The sequence below is a fragment of the Gammaproteobacteria bacterium genome, from assembly GCA_028819075.1.
Taxonomy (GTDB): Bacteria; Gemmatimonadota; Gemmatimonadetes; order Longimicrobiales; family Gaopeijiaceae; genus BD2-11.
Genome location: JAPPMM010000010.1, coordinates 22,868 through 44,793, shown reverse-complemented (window position 1 = coordinate 44,793; position 21,926 = coordinate 22,868). Strand labels below are relative to the sequence as shown.

Sequence of the window (21,926 nt, the reverse complement as noted above, 5' to 3'; positions counted from 1 at the left end):
ACCCCCCCCCGTGGTCCCCTCATCGCCGCCACGCCGCCGCATCCGGCAGTCCGCGGCTGAACAGCACCTCGAGCTCCGGTCCCGCCCCGGACCGCTCCGCCGCGCCCATCGCGGCCCGCGCCGGAAGCGGCACCTCGCGCAGAAAGCCCCGCACCCGGCCGGTGCGCGGGTCGCGCAGGATGGCCATCGGGATGTCGCTGTCGGCGTTCAGAGCGAACGTTCCGCCGGGGCCGGCGAGGGCGATGCCGGTCAGTTCGCCGGCCCAGCCGACCTCCGCCGGCAGCACGAACGCAAAGCTGGAGCCACCGTCGCCGTCGGCCGCGCGGGGCATCGCGAAGCGGAACGAGAAGAGCTCGGTCCCGCCCGCGGTCCGGCCCGTCAGCGTGTACGCGCCGGCCGAGTCCGGGAGCGCCGGCGGCGCCTCGACCACGAAGACCGGGTTCAGGAACGGCGCGCCGTCGGCGTCCGCACCGCCCCACAGCAGGAGCGACCTCGCCGAGGCGGCCGGAACCACCGCCGCGTGCGCCTCGAACAGCCGGTAGCGAAGCGCGTTGGCGAAGTGGTAGTCGCTGATCCCGTCGGGTGGACCGCAGTACGTCATCAGGTCTGGGATCGAGGGACGCACCAGTTCACCGCGCGCGAAGTCGTAGCCCCAGGCGCCGGCCGATCCGTCCGGGTGGGGGAATGAGGGGTCCGGGTCGCCCGCGCCCCCGCACGGCGCGTGGCTGAGACCCAGGTTGTGGCCGAGTTCGTGCGCGATGGTGCCCGACTGGGGGATCGAGAAGCCCGCCCGGCCGGGAAGGAACGCCGTCCCGGAAGGCCCCGTCACCGGGCCCGCCATCGTGCCCAGGTAGTGGCCGCCCCCGCCCTCCAGCGCGCGGATCGCCTCCGTCTCCTCCATCAGGCGGCGAGCGTCGTTGCTCGAGCTCAGCACGGGCTCGTGCGCCGTCACCTCGAGCGCGCCCACCGGGAGAAGCGCGCGCACGTCCGCGAGGAGCGCGTCGGCCTCCGGGTCCGCCGCCATCTCCCGGACCGTGTCCAGGATCGAGGAGTCCGGCGCCTGCGCCCACAGGAACGGAACGACCGTCAGCTCGAGCGGCGGCAGGGCCCGCACGTCGACCGCCAGCCGCCCGGTCGCGGGGATCCGCCGCGCGACGCCCAGCGCGGGATCGAGCGTCTCGTCCGGGTCGACCTCGACGACCATCTCGAGACCGGGCCTCACCACGCTCCCCGGGATCTCGGCGCTGGCCGACGTGGCGAGCGAGCCCTCGTCGACCCGTTCCGGGATCGCTACGGTTTTGCCCGGAACGTACTCCACGTGTGTCTCCCGGCCGTCGACGAAGAACCGGGCCCGAACCGCCGGAACGCCGGCGCCCGCGGCCCGCGCCGCCGTCGGGAACACGCGCAGCAGCGCCCGCGCGCCCGCGACCAGCGGGACCGGAAACGCGCGCGACTGCACCGCCTGCACCAGGTACGCTGCCGGCGCCTCCCGTTCGGCGCAGGGCGCGACGCGGCGCGTGTGGACCCCATCGAGCCACGCTGCGAAGGCGGGGTCCGCGGGCGCGCACAACGCCGTGCCTCCGGCCAGGAGCCGCTCGAGCCGGCCGAGCGACGTCAGTTCGGTGGGCAATGGCCCCGCCAGCCGGGGGTTGTCCGTGAGCCCCAACCCGCGCAGGCTTGCGAGGCCACCGAGTTCGGATGGCAGCAGGCCCGACAGATCGTTGTTCTCGACCCGCAGTTCCTCCAGGGCCGGGAGGTCGCCAAGCTCCGGCGGAATCGGTCCGGAGAGCGCGTTGCCGTCGAGCGCCAGGTGTGTGAGGCCGGACAGGCCGGCGAACTCCGGCGGGATGGCACCCGTGAGGCCGTTGTCGCTGAACTGCAGGTATTCCAGGTGCGTCAGATCGCCGAGCTCGGGCGGCAGCCGACCCGCCAGCCCGTTGTCCCAAAGCCGCAGTTCGACAACCCGCCCCTGGTCGTCCACTTCGACCCCGCGCCACTCGCCGAGCGGAGTCTCGGTGAGCCAGTTCCGCGAGTCGATCCAGTCGCGCCCGCCCGTCGCGTCGTGGAGCATCTCGAGGATTTCCCGGTCCGTGGCGGGCGCGCACTCCGCCCCGGTGCGCCGCACCACGGCGATGGCGTCCAGCCACACCCGGAACGCCTCGTCCGCCGGGGCGCACAATTCCGTGCCGGCGTAGTCCAGCTCGCCCAGCGGCAGATCGAGCAGGGTGCGCGGCAACCGTCCGGACAGCGCGTTGTCGCCGACGCGCAGCGCCGTCAGCGCCGCCAGGTCGCCCAGACCTGCCGGTAGCCGCCCCGCGAGCCCGTTGCCGGCCAGGTCGAGGGTCGCGACGCGGCCCAGGGAGTCGGTCTCGACCCCGTGCCACCCCGCGAGCGCCGCGCCGTGCAGCCAGCCCTCCGAGTCGGCCCAGGCCTCGCCGCCCGCCGCCGCGTGCAGCGCGGCCAGCGCCGCCCGGTCCGCCTCGTTGCAGAACGGGCCTCCCCCGAGTTCCCCGATCCCGTCCAGCCAGGCCGTGAACTCGGCGGTGCCCGGCGCGCAGAGACCGTCGTTCCGCTCGAAACGGAGGCGCACCAGCCCGCCGATCCGCACGAGGCTCCGCGGGAGCGCGCCCGTCAGTGCGTTGCCGTCGAGGTGCAGGAACTCCAGGCGCCTGAGACCGCCCAGCTCCGCGGGGACCGGACCGTCGAGCGCGTTCCCGCTCAGCGAAAGCCCCCTCAGGTGCGCGAGGCTCCCCAGCTCCGGTGGGATCGGACCTTCGAGCCGGTTGCCGTCGAGCCACAGCCCCTCCAGACCGGCGAGGGCGCCCAACTCCGGAGGAACCGGACCGTCGAGCGCGTTCCCGCTCAGGCTCAGCGATGTCAGGCCCGCGAGACGCCCCAGTTCCAGAGGGATCGGACCCTGGAGCCGGTTGCCGTCGAGCCACAGCTCTTCGAGGTCGTCGAGATTCCCCAGCTCCGGAGGGATCGGACCCGACAGCGCGTTGGCACGCAGGTTCAGCGACGTCAAGCCCGCGAGACGCCCGAGCTCGCGCGGGATCGGGCCCCGCAGGCCGTGCGACACCCACTCTCCGGTCTCCCCGTCCTGGTGGCCGCCGAGGTCCAGGCGGACGACCTGGCCGAACGCGTCCGTCTCCACCCCGCGCCACTCGCCCAGCGGTCCGTCGCCCAGCCAGTTCTCGTCGTCGGCCCAGTTCGGTCCGTCCGTCGCCGCGTGCAGCGCGGCCAGCGCCGCCCGGTCCCCATGCTCCACCGCCACCGTCACCGTTGCCGTACCCGCGGCCGCGCCGACCGTCGCCGTGACCGTGGTCGTCCCGTTGCCGGTCGCCGCCACCAGCCCCGACGCGCCGACCGTCGCGACCTCGGGGCGCACGCTCGTCCAGATCACCGCCACCTGGGACATCGCCCGCCCGTTGCCGTCGAGCACGCGCGCGTTCAACTGCACGGTCGCGTCCGGCGCCGTGAGCGCCGCGACCGCGGGCGTGACCGTCACGCTGGCCGCGCGAAGCGTCTCGGGCGGAGGGCGCGTGGCGTCGTCGCCGCACGCCGACGCCCACGCCGCGGCCGCGCAGATCGCTAACCACGGGACGCGAATCCGTGTGCGGTCGTTCGGGGCGCCGTCGCCCGCGGCCCGGGGTTTCGCTCGGTGGACCGCCCGGGGCCAGGTTGTTGTCGCCATTGCTGAATACGGAGCAACCCCCCCACCCGGCGAACCGGACGGGGGGGTGCTGCTGCCATCGGTCAGGCCGATGGGGTTGGAGGGTTGGTTAGCTATCGACTAACGGCCGCCGGGGTGCCCTTCGTCCATGCTGCGCCGGTCACCCTGGTATCGACGCGAACGTGGGCCACCGCCACCAAGTCATCTCGGGCGACTGCGGCGCTCATTCCGTCCTCGTCCACCCAAACTGCGTCGTCGGTAGCGCTGGCGAGGTTGACCGCTGCCGAACTCCACCTGCCCCAGCCAAATGTGAACCTGTCACTATCTGTCGTGGCCCTCGTTAGGTCGGGTGCCTCAAGCCCTGGGGTGCCAAAGACGAGCCATCGCCCATCGACACTCAGGAGGATACGGTGCTCCAACCCCGGGCTACCGTCTCCTTCCCAGGTAACCGTGAGGTTGTACGCCTGTCCGGTGCCGACATCCCCCGCGATCGCGACCTTAGGCTTGACGTCCCTGGCACCCGACGCCACAGCGGCAAGCTCCATTTTGGCACTGGCGACTGGAGCGGCGGTGGCTGTTTCGTCTGTCGCTACCGCTACGACGCTGACCGTGATGTCTCTCTTGCCGTAGTTGCCCAAGGCGGTGGCAGGGATAGTGACCGTAGTCGTCCGCTTGTGCGTAACGGTGGTACCGTCGGCCACGCCGGTCCGTTCTTGAGCCCGGTCGGCCGAGGGCGGCGTGGTCGCGAGGGTGGGGGTCCCAACGGTTCCGCCCACGGTGATGGCAGCATCATCTGCGACGGAGTACGAGGTCGGGGTGCCGGCGTCAGCAGCATTTCTGGTGTCGTACTCCCACTTCACCACGAAGGTGTTCGTGGTTTCTCCCCTGACGAGAGCGAAACCACGGGTGTCGATGTCCGGTACGATGGCGGGGGTCGTCGTGGTGAGTTCAACGATGTCCTCTAGCTCGCCCCGCGTGACGCCCGTGATCCGGGGCTGGACGCTATGTCCGCTGAACGTGCCGAACTGCAACACCTGACCGGGGATGACGGCGATCGAACCGTTCGGTCTGTTTGCCGGCGGATCGAACCAATCATACATCCGCGAGTTATGCGCGTTAGCCCCCTCATCAGGATCGTTCAGATCAGCCCTGGTGGTCTCCCGAGGCTGGGCGTCGAGGTAGACGGTGCCGCTAAGGGTCGGCACGAAGACGCTGAACGTCCCGGTCTCCGTGGTTGTCACGGAATACAGGGTATCCGTCTTGGCCGCATCGTCGTATGCCGTGACCGTAACCTCGGCGCGGGGCCTGCCGCCTCCCGGAGCGGTCACCAGGCCAACAATCTCGGTGGCCGCGTAGCCTGTGAAATCGATGCCCGAGCTCCCGCCGGAGATGGCGGCGGCCTGGCGGCTGGCGGGTATGAAGTGATAGCCGTCCTTCGTCGGAGTCACGTCAACGAGCGGGTCATCGTTTGGCTGGATTTCGACGATCGCGGTGTAGTTGCCGTCGTCATCCGTCGTGACCTTCCCTGATCCCTGCCCTGATCCAGCGTTGAGCGGGGCCTTGTTGTCCACCTTGATCTCCACGCCCTTGATCCCTGCGCCGGTGCCGCTTTGCGTGACCGTGCCGGTGATCGCGACGGTGTTGTTCGCGCCGCTGAGCTGGAAGTCGAATCTCTTCGCCGTGTTCGCTTCGAACGTGGGGACGAAGGTTTTTGCGTTGTTGGTGGAGTCCGCCTTGGCCGCCGGGAATCCCGCCCTCTCCGTATTCACGAAGAGCTGGCGCCGCACGGCACTGATGCCGGACACGATGTAGCGGCCCAGGTCGTCGGTCGTGGCCGTCTGACCGTTCACGGTCACGGTCACGCCCTCAAGGCCGACGCCGAGCGTGTTCCGAACGAAGCCGAAGAGGGTGGCGGTCGACGGTGTGACCTCGATGCGGGCGTCGTCTGCAAGGGGGCTGAGCGCGCCGGCCGCCTCCGCGTCGCCCACCATGGCCATCCATCCATCCGGAATACCGAGCTCGTAGGCTCCAGACGCCATGGTACCGAAGTCGTGGAAGCTGCGCTCGTCGTGTGCCGTCGTCGGGTCGTTGCTCGACGCGGTGGTAAACTCCCGTCCGACACCCGCGAGATTCTTGCCCTCGACCGGTGACAGGCTGACCGTGATCCCCGATTGATACGTGCTGCTGGGGTCGGCCGAATTGAACCCGGCGCCCGACTTCCTGACTCTCATCTTCGACACGTTCGCGGTCACATCGTACGTGCTGACGACGGCGAACGAGCCGCACTTGCCGAAGTCCTGGCCGGTGGGCTCGGTCTCGGTCAGCGGGCAGAGCGTCACCGTGTGCCCCCAGCCGCCCATCGCGCCGAACGCACCGCCCATCACGCCGTTCTCGTCCATGTTGCGGTAGGCGTCGAGTTCCGGCTTGTCCAGCAGCATGTAGCCGTCCGCGGCGCTCGCCCGGACGACGATGTCCATGTCCGCCGGCAGGTGGGAGAAGGTGTGTACGCCCCTGCCGCCGCTCGAGTTCGCCCTGGCATCCCAATCGTCGTTCGAGATCGGGCTTGTGAACCTGCCGCCGCTCCCGCTCGCCTGCCGGACCTCGAGATCGACCAGCGACGCCCTGATGTCGCCGCCCAGGACGTTGCCCGTGAAGCCGCGGACCTGGTCGCGCTCGTGGTGCACGTAGACCTTCAGCGTCTGCGTCGTGTAGCTCACCACGATCGGGTCGGCGTCCATGGCGCCAGCCACCTTGAGGCCGGTGTGCGTGTACCCGCCGCCGGACGCCTCGTACATCTCGCCGCCGTCCAGATCGTCGTCCTGGTCGTCGGCGACCGTGAACGTGAAGCTTGCCGGGACCGACTCAACGGTTGTCGTGAACGGCACGCTGCCGTCGGCATCCAGCGCCGTCGGCGCGCCCGCGACCGGGGCATCGCCCATCATGACGCTGATCGCCCAGCCGCCGAGCGCTTCGCCGCCGCCGTAGTCGGTCGAGACCGTGGCGCCGCTGACGTTCACGTTGACGTTCAGGTTGACGATGTCGTTTTCGTTGGAGCCCTCGGTCGTAAACGACTGCGGATCCCAGGAGACGGCCGTCCTAGCGTCCGGGTCGGACTTGTAGTCGGCGGCGGAGACGCTCGCGTTGACCATGTTCCCGCTGGTCATGTTGCGCGCGACCTTGATCGACACCGAGCCGTCGTCGCCAGTCCTGTCGCTGCCCACGTTGGCGCCGTTCGCACCGTAGAGCGTGACGGAGGCGCCGGGAAGCGGGTCGCCCATGTCGTCGCCGCTCCTCAGCGACACCGTGAAGTTGACCGTCGTGTGCGTGATGTCGAACGGAACGGCCTGCGACTTGCTCTCGCCGACTCCGAGGTCGAGGGTGTAGCCCGTCCCCGGTCCGCCGTACCTGACGTCGTTGGCCGCGAGCGCGGCTACAACCCTGGGGTCGTCGGTCAGCACGGCCAACTGGTAGGAGCCGGAGCGCAGGCGGGGGAAGGAGAACGCGCCGGTGTCATTGGTGGCGGTCGTTTGCTGCTCGTTGACGCCCCCCAGGCCCACCAGCACCACCGGAACACCGGCTGCCGGCAACGGGTGCTCGCCCGCATCCCTCATGTCGTTCTTGTCCAGCTCGTCGAGGAACAGCTGACCGCCAATGCTCGCGGTGCGCGCATGCGCGCCCGTGAAGTTCACGATCTGCGCATCGTCGTCGCCGACCTTCCTGTCCTGGCTCATCGACTCGAACACGTAGGCGGGGTCGTCGACCGCGATCGTGACCGTGTAGTCGCCCGCCGCCAGACCCGGGAAGAGGTATTGGCCGCTCGCGTCGGTGGTCGTGGTGTCGTCGGCCGCGCCCGAAAGCGTCACCGCGATGTCGCCGAGCCCCATGCCCTCGACGCTCACCTGGCCACTGATGCCGGAGGTGCGGAGCAGGACACCGGAGAAGTCGATCGTCCGGATGTCGTCCAAATCCACGCTCACGTCCCGCGACGTCAGCGCAAACTCATAGTCCCGGGTGTCGAAGTCGGAGATCGAGACCGTGTAATCGCCGGGGCGCAGGTCCTCAAACTCGTACTCGCGGTCGGTCTCCTGGACAAAAACCTCGTCGGCCGGGCCGCCGGTCAGCGTCACCGTAACGCCACCCTTGATGAGACGCTCGCCCGGGATAGACACCTCGCCCCTGATTATGGAAGTGCGGATGAAGTGGCCCGTGAAATCGGCGCTGCCGACCCCGCCCACCTCGACCTCGACCTCAAGGCTCACCGTCTCGAAGGAGACGTCCTCCGGGAAATCGCTGATCGTGACCGTGTAGGTGCCGGCGCGGAGTCCGGGGAACACGAAGCCGCCGTCCTCGGCGGTCTCCTCGGTCTCGCCCATGGCGTGCTCGCCGCCGAGCGTGACGGTCACGCCGGCCAGCGTCTCGGGCTGGCCGTCGCCGCCGCTCATCATCGCGTCGGCCGCAACCACGTTGCCGACCACCGCCGAGGAGCGGATGTACTCACCGGCGAAGTTGAGTTGCACGTTCTGACCATCGCTCGCGATGGTCGCGGACTGCGTCACCTGGGCGAACGTCGCATCCTCGGGGAAGCCGCTGATGGTGACCGTGTAGGTCCCGGCTTCGACGCCCGAGAAGGCGAAGCTGCCCCCCGAACCCGTCGTCGTGGTCGCACCGGAGGAAAGGGTGGCGGTGATGCCGGCGGCAGCCGTCCCGTCAATTGTTACCGTCCCGGAGATGCTTCCCACGGGAGTCGGCGGGGGCGGGGGCTCCACCGGCGGTGGAGTGCCCTCGTCGCAGGCGGTGATGGTCAGGACCGCGACAAGCGCAGCCACTGTGAACTTTCTCCAACGATCCATGGTTTCTCCCTCGTTTTGGAGGTTTGACTCATCGGGCGAAATCGTCCGCGTGGGGGGTCTTAGGGCAAGACCGGTGCCAAACGCCGGCAGCCCAACGTTCGAGCGCCCGAGCCGGTTATGGGGCTCTACCCATGCGTTTCGGGGCGTCTCGCATACAGAATTCTGACGAAGGCATCAGGTTTCCGTGGGGCACCCGACCAGTCTCGGAGGCCCCTGGGCTGGGTCGGGCTTCGGTAGACGATCCCGGCTTCCGACATCCTTTGGGGCGCCCTGCCGTGAGGATTGTAACGGTGACGATTCCGGCATTCGCGTCCGCCGACCGGGACGACGCGATTCACGGTTCCGCGACCGGCCCCGAAGCCGAGGCTTCGGCGACTGCGGTCTCCCCGTGCGTTCGGGGCCGTGGCCCCCGGTTCCGGCGTACCTCGCGCCGTACCGCAAGAGGCTCTGCGCCGCATTCACGGCACTACCTGTATTGTAGCCACATTTCGCGCACGCGAAAGGCCGGTTTCCGAGTCCGCGCATGTCCTCGTTCCGGTGACCGCAGCTGGAGCAGACCTGCGAGCGGGCAAACGAGGTGCTGACTTCCGTCACGGTCCGGCCGTGCCACTCGGCTTTGTACCGGATCTGGCGAAGGAACTCGCCCAGGCCGGAGTTCGCCAGCGCCTTTGCCAAGCGCGGATCGCCCATCATCTCGCGGATCGGCAATGCCTCGATCGTGATGTGCCCGGCGGCCTCGACGATCGCCGTTGTGGCCTTGTGAATCGCATCGAGCCGCTGATGACGGACCCTTCGGTGTAGGACCGCCATGCTGCGCTTCGCCTTCGCGCGTCGATTGCTGTCCCGCTTGCATCGCGCAACGGACCTCTGGAGCCGCTTGAGACGCTTCTCCGCGCGGCCCAGCCACTTTTCGGAACGGACGACGGTGACTTGCCCGCGCGAGTCGCAAATGGTTGCCAGGTCGTTGATGCCCAGGGCCACGCCGACGGCGTCCGCAGCGGGCACCGCCTCGGCAAGCGGCCCGCACTCGAAAACGCACGACAGCATCCAGCACCCGGCATCCATCCGGACGCGACCGGACAGCAGGCCGCGCGTCGCGCGGCGCTTGCCCCCAGGCAGCCGGCAGGAAGGCAGGCTCCCGCCCCGCCACCGCATCCAGCCGAATCTCGGGAGCCGGACACGGCTGCCGTCGAAGCGCAGGACCTCGTTGTGCATGTAGATGCCAGGAGGGTTTCCCCGCTTCTTGAACGCGGGGAGCCCGGCCTTGCGTCCGGCTTCGAGCCCCAGGTGCCAGTGCCGGTAGGCATCGCCCACTTCGCGCGCAATCCGGTAAACGGCGTTACTGGGATAGATGCGGCCGGTGGCCCGGTTCCACTGGCCTGCGAACACTTCGCGCTCCTTGGCGGTCATGACCTTGCCGCGCTCCTCATGGTGCCGGATGCCGTGGGCGAGCAGCAGATTCCAGAGGCTTCGAAGAGCTTCGGCACACTGCTCCATCGCTTCGGCCTGAGTCCGGTTCGGATACAGGCGCACGCGAACGCCGACATGGCGGAGCGAGGGCTTCGTTCCCGTGGCCCCGGCCGCGGAGGTGGTCGGCGTTTCCCGCTGCCCGAGCAACCGGTCTTCGGCGGGAGCGGCGCGGGCGGAATCGTCAGGCGTCATTACGCCTCGCTTCCAGTCTGGTAAGCCGGTCGAGTTCGACCGGGAATGGTGCTTGTCGCCCCGTTGTAGGTCAACTGGGAAGCCAACTCGGCCGTCCGAATTCGTGTTAGTCTCGGCCCATTCGTTCCGGGGCCCGTCGGGCACCAAGTCATGGCTGTCCGTCCAGGTGATAAGCCCGAGATCGTCACCCGGAGTCTTGTCCGACGGCGAATGAGCCTGAACGCGGAGTCGGTTTCCAGCGGGGAGCCTGAAGTCCGGGGCGAAGAGATCATCGGAGGATGATCGTGACACTTCGCATCGAACGGATTCGCACCCTCGACCGGATCCGGGCCTTCCTGGAGGGCAACGAGCCGACGGACTTCGGGCTCACCAGACCGGCCCTCCGCCTACGCCTTCGTGCGCCGCACGCTGGTCCGCTTCGCGTACCACGGGCTCCGCAAGCCCGAGAAGGGGCTGGTGAAGCGGTACTTGGAGAAGGTGACGGGCTTGTCCAGGGCCCAGATCACCCGCCTCGTCGCCCAACACCGCCGCACCGGCCACATCCGCGATCGCCGCGGGAAGCCTCCGCCGAACGGGTTCGCGCGCCGATACACACCCCATGGCGCCGCCCTGCTGGCCGAGGTCGACGAGGCCTTCGGACAGCTCTCCGGTCCCGCCACCAAGGTGGTCCTGCGGCGGATGCACGAGGTCTACGGCGACGCGCGCTTCGAGCGCCTCGCCCACATCTTCAACGCCCGCATCTACAACCTTCGCAAGTCCCGGATCCACTGCACCGGCCGCCTCACCTTCCGCAAGTCCCGGTCCACGCCCGTCGCGATCAGAGTGTCCGCCGCACCAGCTCCCCCGCCCGGTACAGCCTCGCAAGTTCCTCCGCGTCCTTGCGGTCGTGCTTGCGCTGTTCTCCCGGACGTCGCGGAATCAGCGAGGGAGCCACGATCTCGCAGTCGTGGCCCCAGCCCCGGATCATCCGCTCGAGCACGTAGCCCGCACCGCTCGCCTCGTAGCAGGCGCGCACCTCATGCTCCCGGGCCAAACGGTCCAGCAGCCGCCTGAGTCCCCGAGGATCGTGCGACAGCCGCTTCACCAGCGTCGGCTCCCGCGCTCCCTCCGGCAGCACCGCGATCGTCACGCTGTCCTTGTGGACATCCATCCCGACGTACACCTTGGTCTTCAGCTTCTTCATGGGGCCGGTCTCCTGTTCCGGTTGCGACCTGAGCGTCGCATGTGGCTCTGGCACCTCCGCTCACCGTCGGCGCTAACCCACGATAAGCCGGCGGGGGCCGGCCCTTCCATATTTTCTAGTGGCAGAACGAAGTGGACGGGCACATGAGATTCGCGATCCAGGAGCTCGGTGTCACGCTGGCGAAACTTGAGAGCCGAGTCGTGGCCGGCTTCGATCAGCTGAACAGGCGCATCGCCGCCCTGGAATCGAGGGTGAACGCGCGTTTCGACGGAGCCGAGACCGGGGCCAAGAAGCGGGGCGCTGAGATCGTGAGCCGGATCGACGGCGTATCGCCCAAGTTCAAGCAGGTTCGCTACGCCCTCGACGAGCTCGGCGCGCAGCGTCGAGGCCGGGACGTGCGCTGCGCCGACTGCCACGAGCCTACGTGCGGGGTCTTCAACGTGCCGGACCTCCGGTCTCGAACGCTGGAGCGCCGAGACCGGCACCGGGACCGCTCCTCGTGATCCGCACTCCTTGCCACGTTACCAGAACGGACGACCGAGCGCGATGTTGATTCTCGGCCTGCGGCCCTCGGCAATGCTCGCGCCGCCGAGTAGTGCGCCGAGCAGCGTGTCGACGAGCAGCCCGGCCGAGAGGTTCGGGGCGAGATCGGCGTGCCTGGCCTCCGGGAGCGCAGTGCCGGTCTCGATCCAGCCGGTCTCGATCCAGGCACCGCCATGGATCGGGCCGCCCATGAAATCGGGCAACCGCCCGAACTGGTGCAGGTATCCCGTGCCGGCATACGCCGTGCGGACGCCGCGGAACTCGTCGCGCTCGAACGTGCTGAGGCGAAAGGGACCCCCGAGCGTCGACTGGTACAAGGGCACGAGCCGATCGTCGAACGCCTCGGTCCCGGCCAGCAGCAGAAAGACGCGGCCCCGCCCGCCGATGGGGAGGAACATGCTGCTCCTGATTCGGGCCTCCGCGAAGCCGGTAGACTGGCCCGCCGCGCTCGCCAAACGCCGTGCTTCGATCGCGATCCGAATGCCGCTGCGAGGCAGCAGCCAGTCGTCCTGCCCGTCGTACACGAACTTCACGCGCGCGCCGTGCTCCCGCCCGTCGATGTCCTGCAGGAGAGGAGTACCGTCATCAACGCGCGCGACAACGATGGCCGCTTCGTATCCGATGCGGAGTTCACCGGCGCGACCGAGGGCCACGCCAACGTCGGCCCCCGCACCCACGCGCCGCGTCCGGTAACTTGGCGATATCCCGTCCGTCTCTGCGGCGATCCACTGCCGACGGCTGTCGAAGCCGATGCGCGGCGCGAGGAAGACGGGCGATCCCGCGACGGGCAGATAGTAGTCGAGCAGTGCGTCCGGATCCGGCCCGATCGAAAGATCGAGCCTCAGTTCGGCTTCGCGGCTTCCGGCGTCCAGAACCGTGAACCGCGTTCCGACCGACGCCTCCCAGCCGGCGCCAGTGCGATCCTCGACCTCGAGCGCGAGATTCAGGAACGGGGGACCATGAGGTTTGTCGCGAGCCCGGATCGCGATCCCCGTGCGGTTGCCCTCCCGCGCCAAGCCGTATCCGAGACTCCCATACCGGCCACCGCCTGCAAGCCGAGTCAGGCGAAGCTCGAGTTCGTCCGGGTCCAGCGCGGTTCCGAGCACCGGCTCCACGGCTTGGACGATCTCCTCCGCTGAACGGCGATCCACGCCCGCTACCCGGACGAACCGAGGTTCGGCGGGCGGTGGAGGTCGGCGCGACCGGCGCGCCTCGACATGCCGCGCCCACTCGGCAGGCGACAGCGAGAGGTAGGCCAGCGACTCGCCGGCTTCGGCGGCTGCCCGGTATCCGATTGCCCGGATCGTGTCGAAGCGCCGCCAGTCGATCGCCGATATGTCTTGAACCGGTGGCGCAAGGATGTGATCGGCGTGGCGGCTCATCACGCTGCGGCTCCGCTCCGTCATCATGATCCCGATCGCCTGGCCCGCCACGTTGACGAGGGACCGCATGTCCTCACGGGTTGCGAGCGGAGCCCCGACGTTGACGGCGATGACGACATCCACGCCCATCCGGCTGACAACGTCGGCGGGCACGTTGTTGAGCAGGCCGCCGTCGGCGAGCAGAAGGCCGTCGCGCTCGACCGGGTGGAACACGCCGGGAATCGACATCGTGGCGCGAAGTGCGCTCGCCAGCGAACCGCTCCCGAGTTCCGCGACCGCCGCTCCCTCCAGGTCGGTGGCGACAGCGCGAAACGGGATCGGGAGGTCGTCGAAATCGATCGGGTCGACATGCGGCAGCGCCACCCGGCTCAACAGCAACTCGACTTCGTGGCCCGGGTCGAGGCTCTGCGCTACACGCGGGCCGTCACGCCAACCGAACTCCGGACGCACGGGATACCCGCGACGATCCTCCTTGCGCCGATACGACTTCAGCCCGTACTCGACATCGCCGCGAAACAACCGGTCCCAGTCGATGTCGGCCACCATGTCCCGAACTTCGAGCGCCGTTCGTCCCGCCGCGTAGCTGCCACCCACAAGCCCGCCCACGCTCGTGCCGGCGATCGCATCGACCGGAATCCTGTGCTCCTCAAGCCATTCGAGGACGCCTACGTGCGCGAGCCCGCGCGCTGCGCCGCCACCGAGCGCGAGCCCCACGCGAGGGCGGGTCGTCGGCTCCTGCGCCTGTGCCACGGGAGGACGCGCCGTCGCCACAACCAGCAACAGCAGCAAGCTCACGATGAAGACCAGGACCTCTCCGGCGTTCGGCCCGCCCCAGCCGCTGGCAGCCGCCTCTCGAGGCGATCCCGTCACGCGGCCCCCATTAGGGCCCGGTTCAGTTTCCTGATCCGGAACTGTTCTCTTCAATCCCGCACAGCATAGTCCCTCGATCTCTTGGAAGTGGTTCAACCGGTTGGTCAAGTTGCCCAACTGGATTTCCACGCGCTCAAGGCGGGCATCCGGAATGTCCTTCACTTCAGAGATGTTCATTGTCCCATCCCGCGCCGTCCTGCTCGTCCGTTCTCCGCGCCATCCAGTGCCTCCTCTCTCATCGACCCCGGATCGGTTGCTAATCTACTGTCCAGAGAAATCGGGGGCACTATACCCAACGTGACCCGCCTACCGGACTGGCGCTGCGATTGCCCCGCTACTCGCGCCGCATACACGGGACCGAGCGCGGCGTGGAGAACCGGAAAACAGGATTGCCCCCTACGCCGTGTCTCCGCCACCGATGGTCGGGATGACGAAGCCGCTCTGAATGGTCAGGTGCCGCGTCTTGGAGTCGTCCTCGTCTATCGAGGCGAGGCCGAGCGAGTAGAGGGCGTCGAGCCCCAGCCGGACGCTGCCGGCGAGAGGAAACTCGACGCCTCCGCCGAATGCCACGCCGAAGTCCAAGGTCTCGATGTCGAAGTCCGCGAAAGGCGGATCGACGCAAGGCGTGACGACGCTCAATCCCTCCAGAGTGCCCTCCACTTCGCACGAGAGTCGATAGGCCGCCCATGGGCCGGCCGTCACGCCGATGGAAACCCCGCCGCCGGACGTGCCGACCCTCGCCAAGGCCGAGAGTTGGACGTAGTCGAAGCCGAGCGTGATCTTGCCACCCTCGACGTTGCCGCTGCCGCCCTTCTGCGCGTACGCCCCGCCGAACCTCAGGCTCAACGCGTTGGACACCGGAACACCGAGTTCCATCCCCGCGACGAAGCCGGAAACGGATTCCTCCTCGACTCCCTCCTGCTCGATGGAGACGGTGCCGAAACCGACTCCGCCCTTCAAACCCAGGGTGGTCTGAGCGGTCGCAGGGGCCGCGATCAGCGCAAGACCGGCCAACACAACAAGCTTTCGCATAGCAGGCATTCTCACTTTGGTTGGGTCTAGGTGACCGAGGGACCGTAGCGTGGTCCCGCCGGATCGCGCACCAATCTAAACACTTGACCGACGGCCTGCCGAGCGTCCATCCGTCCCCCGGCAATGGGTCGTGGGCGATGCCAACGGCAACCCGGTCGAGGATGACGGGCTCCTCCTTCAGTTCCCGGGGCGGTAGGTCACCGAGAGCTTGAGGCGCCTGCCCTTGGGGCTGTGGGTGAAGGCGTCGTAGGACTGTTCCCAGTTGACCAGTGGCGGATCGGCGTCGAGAAGGTTGATCACCGACAGCGCGACATCGGTCGTGCTCGACGTGCGCCGCAGCAGACTGAGGTCCCAGCCCACGAACCGGTCGATGTGCTCGAAATCGGTGTCGGGGAACACTTCGTTCGTGTACCCGGAGACGGTGTTGAGGTAGTTGACCACGCTGTAGTCGCCCCAATGGTATCCCGCCGAGAAGCGGAGCTTCCACTGCGGCAGCGGGGGAGCGATGGGATTGCCCCAGTTGAGTTGGCCCGCCGCGTCCTGCGCGGCAAAAACCTCGGCCCCGTTGAGTTCGAGCGCCTTGACGAAGAACTCCCGTGTGTAGGTGCCGTCGGCCCCCAGCGAGAGGATGCCCCCGCCGACGGACAGGCGCGTGCTCGCGTGCAGGTCGATTCCCGACATCCGGATGCCCGGCCAGTTCACGTTCGTCACCCTGATCCGTTCCACGGCCGACACGTGGCAGGTTCCCGTCCCCGGCCCGTCGGGGCAGGTCACGAACTCCTGCACGGCGGCCCGCGAGGCCCCGCCCGCCGCGTACAGCCGGGTCACGCCCCCGAAGGGCACCTGGTCGATCACGTCGCGGAAGTCGTAGCTCCAGTAGTCGGCCGTGGCGCGAAACCGTGGAAGCTGCAAGGTCAGCCCCACGTTGTAGGTCAACGCGCGCTCGGGCACGAGCCGGCTGTTGCCGAACGCGTCCACCGCCTTGTAGATGCCCGCCTCGGATACGTATTCGAGCCCGGTGCTGCGGTCTTCGTTCAGGTCGTCCACGGAGGGCGTGCGGAAGGTCGTCTGGAGCGAGGCGCGCAGCGCCAGCGGGTCGGCCAACGCCACGCGGACGGCCAGCTTGGGATCGAAGCTGCTCACCGACCCGTGGAACTCGTAGTTGGCGGCGGCCTGGCCCTCCACCCTGTCGCCGAGTGTGAAGCGGCTCTCCGCGAAGAACCGGTTCACCATCTGGGCGTCCTGGTACTCGTAGTGCCCGGTGGTGAAGGTGAACGCCCCGGCCTTCTCGAGGCAGCTGCGGTCTCCCGGCACGGGGCACGGGTTGATCGACAGGTCGCCCGGCTGGTTGGGGGTCGCGGAAACGCCGAACCTGCGGAACTGATACCCGACGGCGTAGTCGAGCCCCTCCGTGACGGCCCCCTTGAGCATCGCGTCGGCGACGAACAGGTCCGCCGAACTGTCCAGATTCACCTCCTCGTTGATCCAGTCGATCAGTTCCGCGCTGTTCTCCAGTCCGGGCATGTAGTCCGGGTTCGGCTGGTCCCGGTATAGCGCGCCCGGCTGCGCCGATAGCCGGTGCGCGTTGCTGAACGGGTTGTAGTACCGGCAGTTGCCCTGGCCCGCCACAGCACCGTTGAGGGGGCCGAGCGCCATCCCGGACGGACTCGACGGGTCGACCACGACCGTCACTCCGCAATCCGGGCCTCCGAAGCCGCGGAACGCCAGAAACTTCCGGTAGGCGTACTCGGCCGGAAGGTTCGCGTTGCCGGAAGCCCGCGAATAGCTCGCGGACAACTCGATGGCCGCCCCGCCCAGCGACTCGATGCCGCGCTCCAGCGAGGCAGCGATCCGCTGAGTGCGGGACGCGCGCTCCAGCGTCCTCCCGGGTCCCGAGTTGCCGACGAGCCGCCCGTAGAAGTACCAGTCGTCCTCCAGACAGGCCTGTTGGCTCGCGAAACCGGCGCTCTGTCCATGGGCCCCGCAGAACGCCTGCCTGCCCGGATTCCCGGGTTCGATCACCTGGGCTCCGTTGTACGGAGAGATCGGCGGATAGGACGGGGTCGTGAACCACTCGGGAGTCGTGGCCTCGGCCCAGAGCGCCTCGACGTGGTAGCTCGAACGGTCCCCCATCTCTCCGTTGACCTCGGCGAAGCCTCGGAATTGGCGGGACGCCTGGAGCAGATTGTCCCACTGCTGGTAGCGGAAGCGGCAGGTCTCGCCCTCGCGGTGCCCCCCGAAGTCCGTGCAGCGGGGATCCACGAAGACGCCGCCCCAGCCTCCGAACTGGGCGTCCGAAAGGGCCGCGGTGAACTCTTCGATCGTCTCGTCGCCCGTCAACCTCGGGAAGAGGAACGCGCCGGGGTTGCCCGTATAGGACCAAGCCCCGCCGCCGGACGTGAAGGGACGCAGCGCCCAATCGCGATCCTCGGGGTGCAACTCCTGGCCGACCAGTGCCTCGGCGGAAACGACGGCGTGCGCGCCGTCTCCGAGCCGCTTGCCCCAAATCGCTCCCGCGTGCGTCTCCCCGGACCCGGCGAAGTACTCGTGCGAGCCCGACACCTCCAGCCCTTCAAAATCGCTGCGGGTCAGAAAGTTGGCCACGCCCGCCACGGCGTCCGAGCCGTAGACCGCCGACGCGCCCTCCTTCACCACCTCGATCCGGTCCAACGCGATCGACGGAAAGGCGTTCACGTCCACGAACCTCCCACCGGACAGCCGCGCCGGCAGGTACACTTGACGCCGCCCGTTGAGCAGCACGAGGGTGCGGGACGGCCCGATCCCCCTGAGGTTGACGCTGGCGACCGTCTCCGACACCGCTGCGGGGGGCCGGGTGTTGTACCAACCCTGGCGGTCTCCGAGGACCCCGGCGCTCGATCCGAGGTTGCGGAAGAAGTCCACGGCCTGTGGAGACCCCTGCTCCGCCAGCGTCCTCCGGCTCGAAACGGCCACCGCGTAGGGCAGTTGCACGAGCGACTCCGAGAACGCGGTGCCCGTCACCACCAGTTCCGCGAGACCCAGGACGGTTGTTGTCAGTCTGAGTTCGACGGTCGCAGCCGCATCCGCGTTCACGGTGACGCTCAGCGACAGGACCGCATAGCCCAGCCTCTCGGCACGGAGTTCGTGCGTGCCGACGGGAACGCCCGGCAGGGCGAACCGCCCGTTTCCGCTGGAGAGCACTCCGATCCCGAGCGCGGGCACGCTGATCTGCGCACTCGCCAGCGGCTCGCCGGTCTCCGCGTCTTCCACCGTGCCCGTAATGGTGCCCGTCTGCTGAGCCGACACCGGGGCCACCCAGGAGAGTCCCGCGGCCATCATGGCCAACGCGAACGTCAACACCTTGAAGCCCAGGCCGGAGCGGTCGGCTTCAAGAGTGGCGAGTCTCGCGGGATCCACGTTCAGCGCAGTTTCGGTTTCCATGTTCCGTCTCCTTGCCCCAAGGTCGTCGAGGTCCTTGTGTTCAATCTAATGACGGGGCTTCCGAGGCCGGAAGATGTTGCCAGAGCTTCCCGGAGGGAACCGCGCCATTCAGCCTAGTCCGCTGTTGAACGAGGCTGGGCCAAGTCGATATCTTTGGAGACACTGGTCAGGAACCAAGTCCCGTGGCTTCCGACCGGCAAGGTGCTCCGGCCCATGAACTACACAAGCACTGCGATGCCGGTCGACACCGTCACCATGGTGTCGTCCGGCGTCTCCCACCAGCCAACCGAGGTGTTCGGCGCTCCGGTCGGTGAGGACGAACAGCATCACTGCGCGCGGATCGGATTCGGCGGCGGCAAGGCCCTGGGTGGGGGTTGGCCCAGACCGGGTCAATCCGCGAACTCACGGTCGTGATGACGAGGAGGAAGGCTATGAGGAAGAATCAAAACGACGCACGGGTGGTTCTGGCCTCGTTTGCGTTCGCCTTGATGGCCGTCGGCTGCGATGACGGCGGGCTTCTGGGGCTGGCGGGCGATACGTACAATGCGGAGGGTGTGGCGGCGCTGGACCCAGAGTCCCCGGAACGTTGGCAGGTGGAGTACAACCGATTGCTCGCCGAAAACGCCGATGTGCTGCAACTCCACGGCTCCTGGTTCGATGAGAACAAGGAGGCTTGGTGGAACGAAGAGCCCTCGGAGTTCTTCCGAAGGTGGGAACTCCCCACACAGCGTTCGCGTTGCGGGAACGGGCAGGCTGCCGAGGACGCAATCGCCGCCATCGTCGCGGCAATAAGGGCGCGTACGGAGGGGGACACACCCCCGCTCGCTCAACTTACCGAGGCGATCGATGAGTATTTTGGCGTCTTCGGACGAGGTTGAGATACGCAAGAGGCTGCTTCGCTGGCGCGGATTTGCGCTCCGGACGACGCGTCCAACGCTCATCGACGCCCCTGGGGTCAGGGATGGGACACGGCCTCCGGCGAGTCGCCCTCAAGCGCTCGCCGTTGCTCGCAGGGGACCCTCGCTCCTTGCTCCAACGCCATGAACTTCCCGTTCCAGGTCGCACTCGTGCTCCACGAGTGTGCGACAGGGAAGGTCTATCGGATCCAACGGGACCGCCGGGGGCGGATAGAGCGCGTCCCAGCCGCGCACATTGAACGCTCCCCCGCCGATCCTGACTTCCACGATCCGGGGTTCTGGCCCGAACGTGAACTCGCCACGTTCGACAGCTGCCCGCACGTGATCCGCGATGTTCCGGCGCGTGATTCCCGCCGGTCCGTCCTGATGCTGGGGCTTCATCGTCCGATGCTCCTGTAGGTGTCTCCGTTGCGGATCAGCTCGACCGATTCCGAGGGGGATTATATACGATACTTGCCAAACCCGGATGAAACATGCCGGCCTTCGGGTCCGGGAAAATCCTGACCCGGTTCCGGCCCCATTCTCCGGCGCCGTAGGAGCGCCGACTTCGTTTCGTGCGTGCCATCGTTCGATTCCTCTCGTTCGATGGACTGCACGATCTGCGCGGACGAAGTATCGTGGAGAGAAGCCTTCTCCGCCAGCCGGTCGCCGCCCATGCGGGCCGCATCGCCGTTGGCGGGCGCTTGGTCGTGGATCCCGTCATCCCGGTGTCGTACCGGACATTCCCGAACGGGAACACGATGAACCCCAACGCACGCCAGCGGACTCATCGCTGCGAGCGCTCGGGAGCCGGACCTGCCGCAACAGCCGTCAAAGGTGTAGCTTCTGGTTTCAGGTTCGTGAGCTCGCTGGCTCGGGATCAGGACGGTCCCGCCGGGGATGGCCTCACCAAGCTTGACCGGAGGGAGGGGTGTTGGGCAGGCGTTGTCCGTATCTCGCCCTCCGTTAGCCCAACCGGTTCATCGCGAGTTTTGACTGGCACCCTACACTCCGGAAAGAGGTGAATCGCACGTCGGTCCGAGTCAGGACGGAGCCCGTGGACATCGTCGCGCGCATCCCGGTCGAAACATCGGTGGTCATCCAGACACCGGATCTGCGTTGGTATTCCTCTTCGAGGGACCGATGGAGGAGTTGAACAGTCGCGCGCCGACCGCCGAACTGGTGGGGTATCCGGTCTTTCGGGTTAGGTCCAGGACCGTGACGACCGATCCAAGCTGGGCTTGGTGCGAAGAAGGTTCGTCGGTGCTCGCCGTGTCTTGGTGAGCCGACGAGCGCGATGCGCGCATCGCGGTGTGAACCCGTCCGGACGCCCGACGGAGCAAACTGCAAGACTCAACTCGAACGGCCAGCCTCCAGGATGTTGAAGAAACGCTTCCCCCCGCCTGCCTCGCCATCGAGCGACAAGAGTTCGATCATCGGCCCGGGGATGTCCGTGGTCGGCGACTGCAAGACCACGGGCGCGATTCACGTCGAAGGCCGAGTCGAAGGAGATATGGAAGCCGGAGCGGCTGTTGTCGTCGGCAAGAACGGCGTGGTTCGAGGCAATGTCTCCGCCGAGGACGCCGTGGTCTCGGGGCGTGTCGAGGGGAATCTGACGGTCTCTTCGCGGCTGAAGATGCGAGCCACCGGTCGCGTGGAGGGTGATGTCGACGCTCAACGGATCGTGATGGAGGATGGCGCGGTGATCGACGGGACCCTGAAGATGGGAAGCTGATCGGGCCTCGAAGTCCGTCCTTCCCCGATGGGACGCCGGTGTCGGTCCAAGGGTCTGCATCGGTGGTTGAGGTGCATGTGCATGGATTTCGCCCTTCCGCCGGACACCCGCCGGTTCCGCATGTCGCGGGCCACCTTGCAGTTGCGCCACGGCAGCGGGATCGCCGGTGCCGATCCGGGCCATGAGGCCGTGTCGGGGAGCGACCCTGTGCCACGCCGCAGAGGGCCTGAACTGGAAGCGGCTGGACCACTGGTCGACGGACGCGGCGCTGAGCAGTTGGTACGGAGTCAACACCGATTGGGAGGTGCAGGTGATGGCGCTGAATCTAGGCGGCAAGGACCTGAGCGGGCCGATCCCGCGCCGGAGATCCGCAACCTCACGGCGCTCTATAATCTGCACCTCCAGCGCAACGCCCTGAGCGGTCCAATCCGCCTTGAGATGGCGAACCTCGCGGCCCTGAAATGGCTGGAGCCTTTCCGAGAACCCCGGCCTTTATACGCCCGATGATTCCAACTCTTGGCTTGGCTCGCCGCGCCGAACGTGTATCCGCCTCCACGCTGCGCGGGCGGCGGGTGAAGCTCGTGTAGGCCTAGCACCTGCGAGATACGCCGCCCGTCTGGACGCTTGGCGTGGGGGTCCAACATCAACGAACCGGACGATGCTGGACGGATCGCGTTCAA

The 21,926-nt window shown here is 67.9% G+C and carries 11 protein-coding genes; 4 read left to right on the top strand and 7 right to left on the bottom strand.

Annotated features, from left to right (window positions below):
• Nucleotides 1-19 precede the first annotated feature (19 nt).
• The 4 genes from OXU32_00850 to OXU32_00835 all read right to left on the bottom strand — a co-directional run bounded on the left by OXU32_00850 (nucleotide 20) and on the right by OXU32_00835 (nucleotide 11,368).
• A complete protein-coding gene (locus OXU32_00850) occupies nucleotides 20-3,508 on the bottom strand; it encodes a M66 family metalloprotease (GenBank protein MDE0072519.1) in 3,489 nt (1,162 codons plus the stop codon).
• Between the two features lie 278 nt (nucleotides 3,509-3,786).
• On the bottom strand, nucleotides 3,787-8,523 hold the full coding sequence (locus OXU32_00845) for a hypothetical protein (protein ID MDE0072518.1): 4,737 nt from the start codon (nucleotides 8,521-8,523) through the stop codon (nucleotides 3,787-3,789).
• 174 nt (nucleotides 8,524-8,697) lie between these two features.
• Nucleotides 8,698-10,185, bottom strand: coding sequence for a transposase (locus OXU32_00840; protein ID MDE0072517.1), 1,488 nt, complete (start codon nucleotides 10,183-10,185; stop codon nucleotides 8,698-8,700).
• An 817-nt stretch (nucleotides 10,186-11,002) separates the two neighbouring features.
• Nucleotides 11,003-11,368, bottom strand: coding sequence for a transposase (locus tag OXU32_00835; GenBank protein ID MDE0072516.1), 366 nt, complete (start codon nucleotides 11,366-11,368; stop codon nucleotides 11,003-11,005).
• A 143-nt stretch (nucleotides 11,369-11,511) separates the two neighbouring features.
• On the opposite strand from OXU32_00835, the gene OXU32_00830 reads away from it, so the two are divergent.
• Nucleotides 11,512-11,871 carry a hypothetical protein gene (locus tag OXU32_00830; protein MDE0072515.1) on the top strand — a complete coding sequence of 120 codons (360 nt, stop codon included), beginning with the start codon at nucleotides 11,512-11,514 and terminating at the stop codon, nucleotides 11,869-11,871.
• 18 nt (nucleotides 11,872-11,889) lie between these two features.
• On the opposite strand, the gene OXU32_00825 is transcribed toward OXU32_00830, so the two are convergent.
• The 3 genes from OXU32_00825 to OXU32_00815 form a co-directional block, all read right to left on the bottom strand.
• A complete protein-coding gene (locus OXU32_00825) occupies nucleotides 11,890-14,340 on the bottom strand; it encodes a patatin-like phospholipase family protein (protein ID MDE0072514.1) in 2,451 nt (816 codons plus the stop codon).
• Nucleotides 14,341-14,559: 219 nt separating this feature from the next.
• Nucleotides 14,560-15,195, bottom strand: a complete 636-nt coding sequence (locus OXU32_00820; GenBank protein MDE0072513.1) for a porin family protein — start codon at nucleotides 15,193-15,195, stop codon at nucleotides 14,560-14,562.
• Nucleotides 15,196-15,372: 177 nt separating this feature from the next.
• Complete coding sequence (locus tag OXU32_00815; protein ID MDE0072512.1) at nucleotides 15,373-18,615, bottom strand: TonB-dependent receptor; 3,243 nt, start codon at nucleotides 18,613-18,615, stop codon at nucleotides 15,373-15,375.
• 374 nt (nucleotides 18,616-18,989) lie between these two features.
• Between OXU32_00815 and OXU32_00810 the strand changes: the two genes are divergently transcribed.
• From OXU32_00810 to OXU32_00800, 3 genes are all read left to right on the top strand, one after another.
• Nucleotides 18,990-19,493: a hypothetical protein gene (locus OXU32_00810; protein ID MDE0072511.1), complete on the top strand. Its 504-nt coding sequence runs from the start codon at nucleotides 18,990-18,992 to the stop codon at nucleotides 19,491-19,493.
• Between the two features lie 1,396 nt (nucleotides 19,494-20,889).
• On the top strand, nucleotides 20,890-21,246 hold the full coding sequence (locus tag OXU32_00805; protein MDE0072510.1) for a polymer-forming cytoskeletal protein: 357 nt from the start codon (nucleotides 20,890-20,892) through the stop codon (nucleotides 21,244-21,246).
• 181 nt (nucleotides 21,247-21,427) lie between these two features.
• Nucleotides 21,428-21,664, top strand: coding sequence for a hypothetical protein (locus tag OXU32_00800; GenBank protein ID MDE0072509.1), 237 nt, complete (start codon nucleotides 21,428-21,430; stop codon nucleotides 21,662-21,664).
• Nucleotides 21,665-21,926: the final 262 nt, after the last annotated feature.

Bases quoted from the DNA above. Each gene is read 5' to 3' on its own strand.
- OXU32_00845 (MDE0072518.1), bottom strand. From the start codon at position 8,523: ATGGATCGTTGGAGAAAGTTCACAGTGGCTGCGCTTGTCGCGGTCCTG.
- OXU32_00840 (MDE0072517.1), bottom strand. From the start codon at position 10,185: ATGACGCCTGACGATTCCGCCCGCGCCGCTCCCGCCGAAGACCGGTTG.
- OXU32_00835 (MDE0072516.1), bottom strand. From the start codon at position 11,368: ATGAAGAAGCTGAAGACCAAGGTGTACGTCGGGATGGATGTCCACAAG.
- OXU32_00830 (MDE0072515.1), top strand. From the start codon at position 11,512: ATGAGATTCGCGATCCAGGAGCTCGGTGTCACGCTGGCGAAACTTGAG.
- OXU32_00825 (MDE0072514.1), bottom strand. From the start codon at position 14,340: ATGAACATCTCTGAAGTGAAGGACATTCCGGATGCCCGCCTTGAGCGC.
- OXU32_00820 (MDE0072513.1), bottom strand. From the start codon at position 15,195: ATGCGAAAGCTTGTTGTGTTGGCCGGTCTTGCGCTGATCGCGGCCCCT.
- OXU32_00815 (MDE0072512.1), bottom strand. From the start codon at position 18,615: ATGGAAACCGAAACTGCGCTGAACGTGGATCCCGCGAGACTCGCCACT.
- OXU32_00805 (MDE0072510.1), top strand. From the start codon at position 20,890: ATGTTGAAGAAACGCTTCCCCCCGCCTGCCTCGCCATCGAGCGACAAG.
- OXU32_00800 (MDE0072509.1), top strand. From the start codon at position 21,428: ATGAGGCCGTGTCGGGGAGCGACCCTGTGCCACGCCGCAGAGGGCCTG.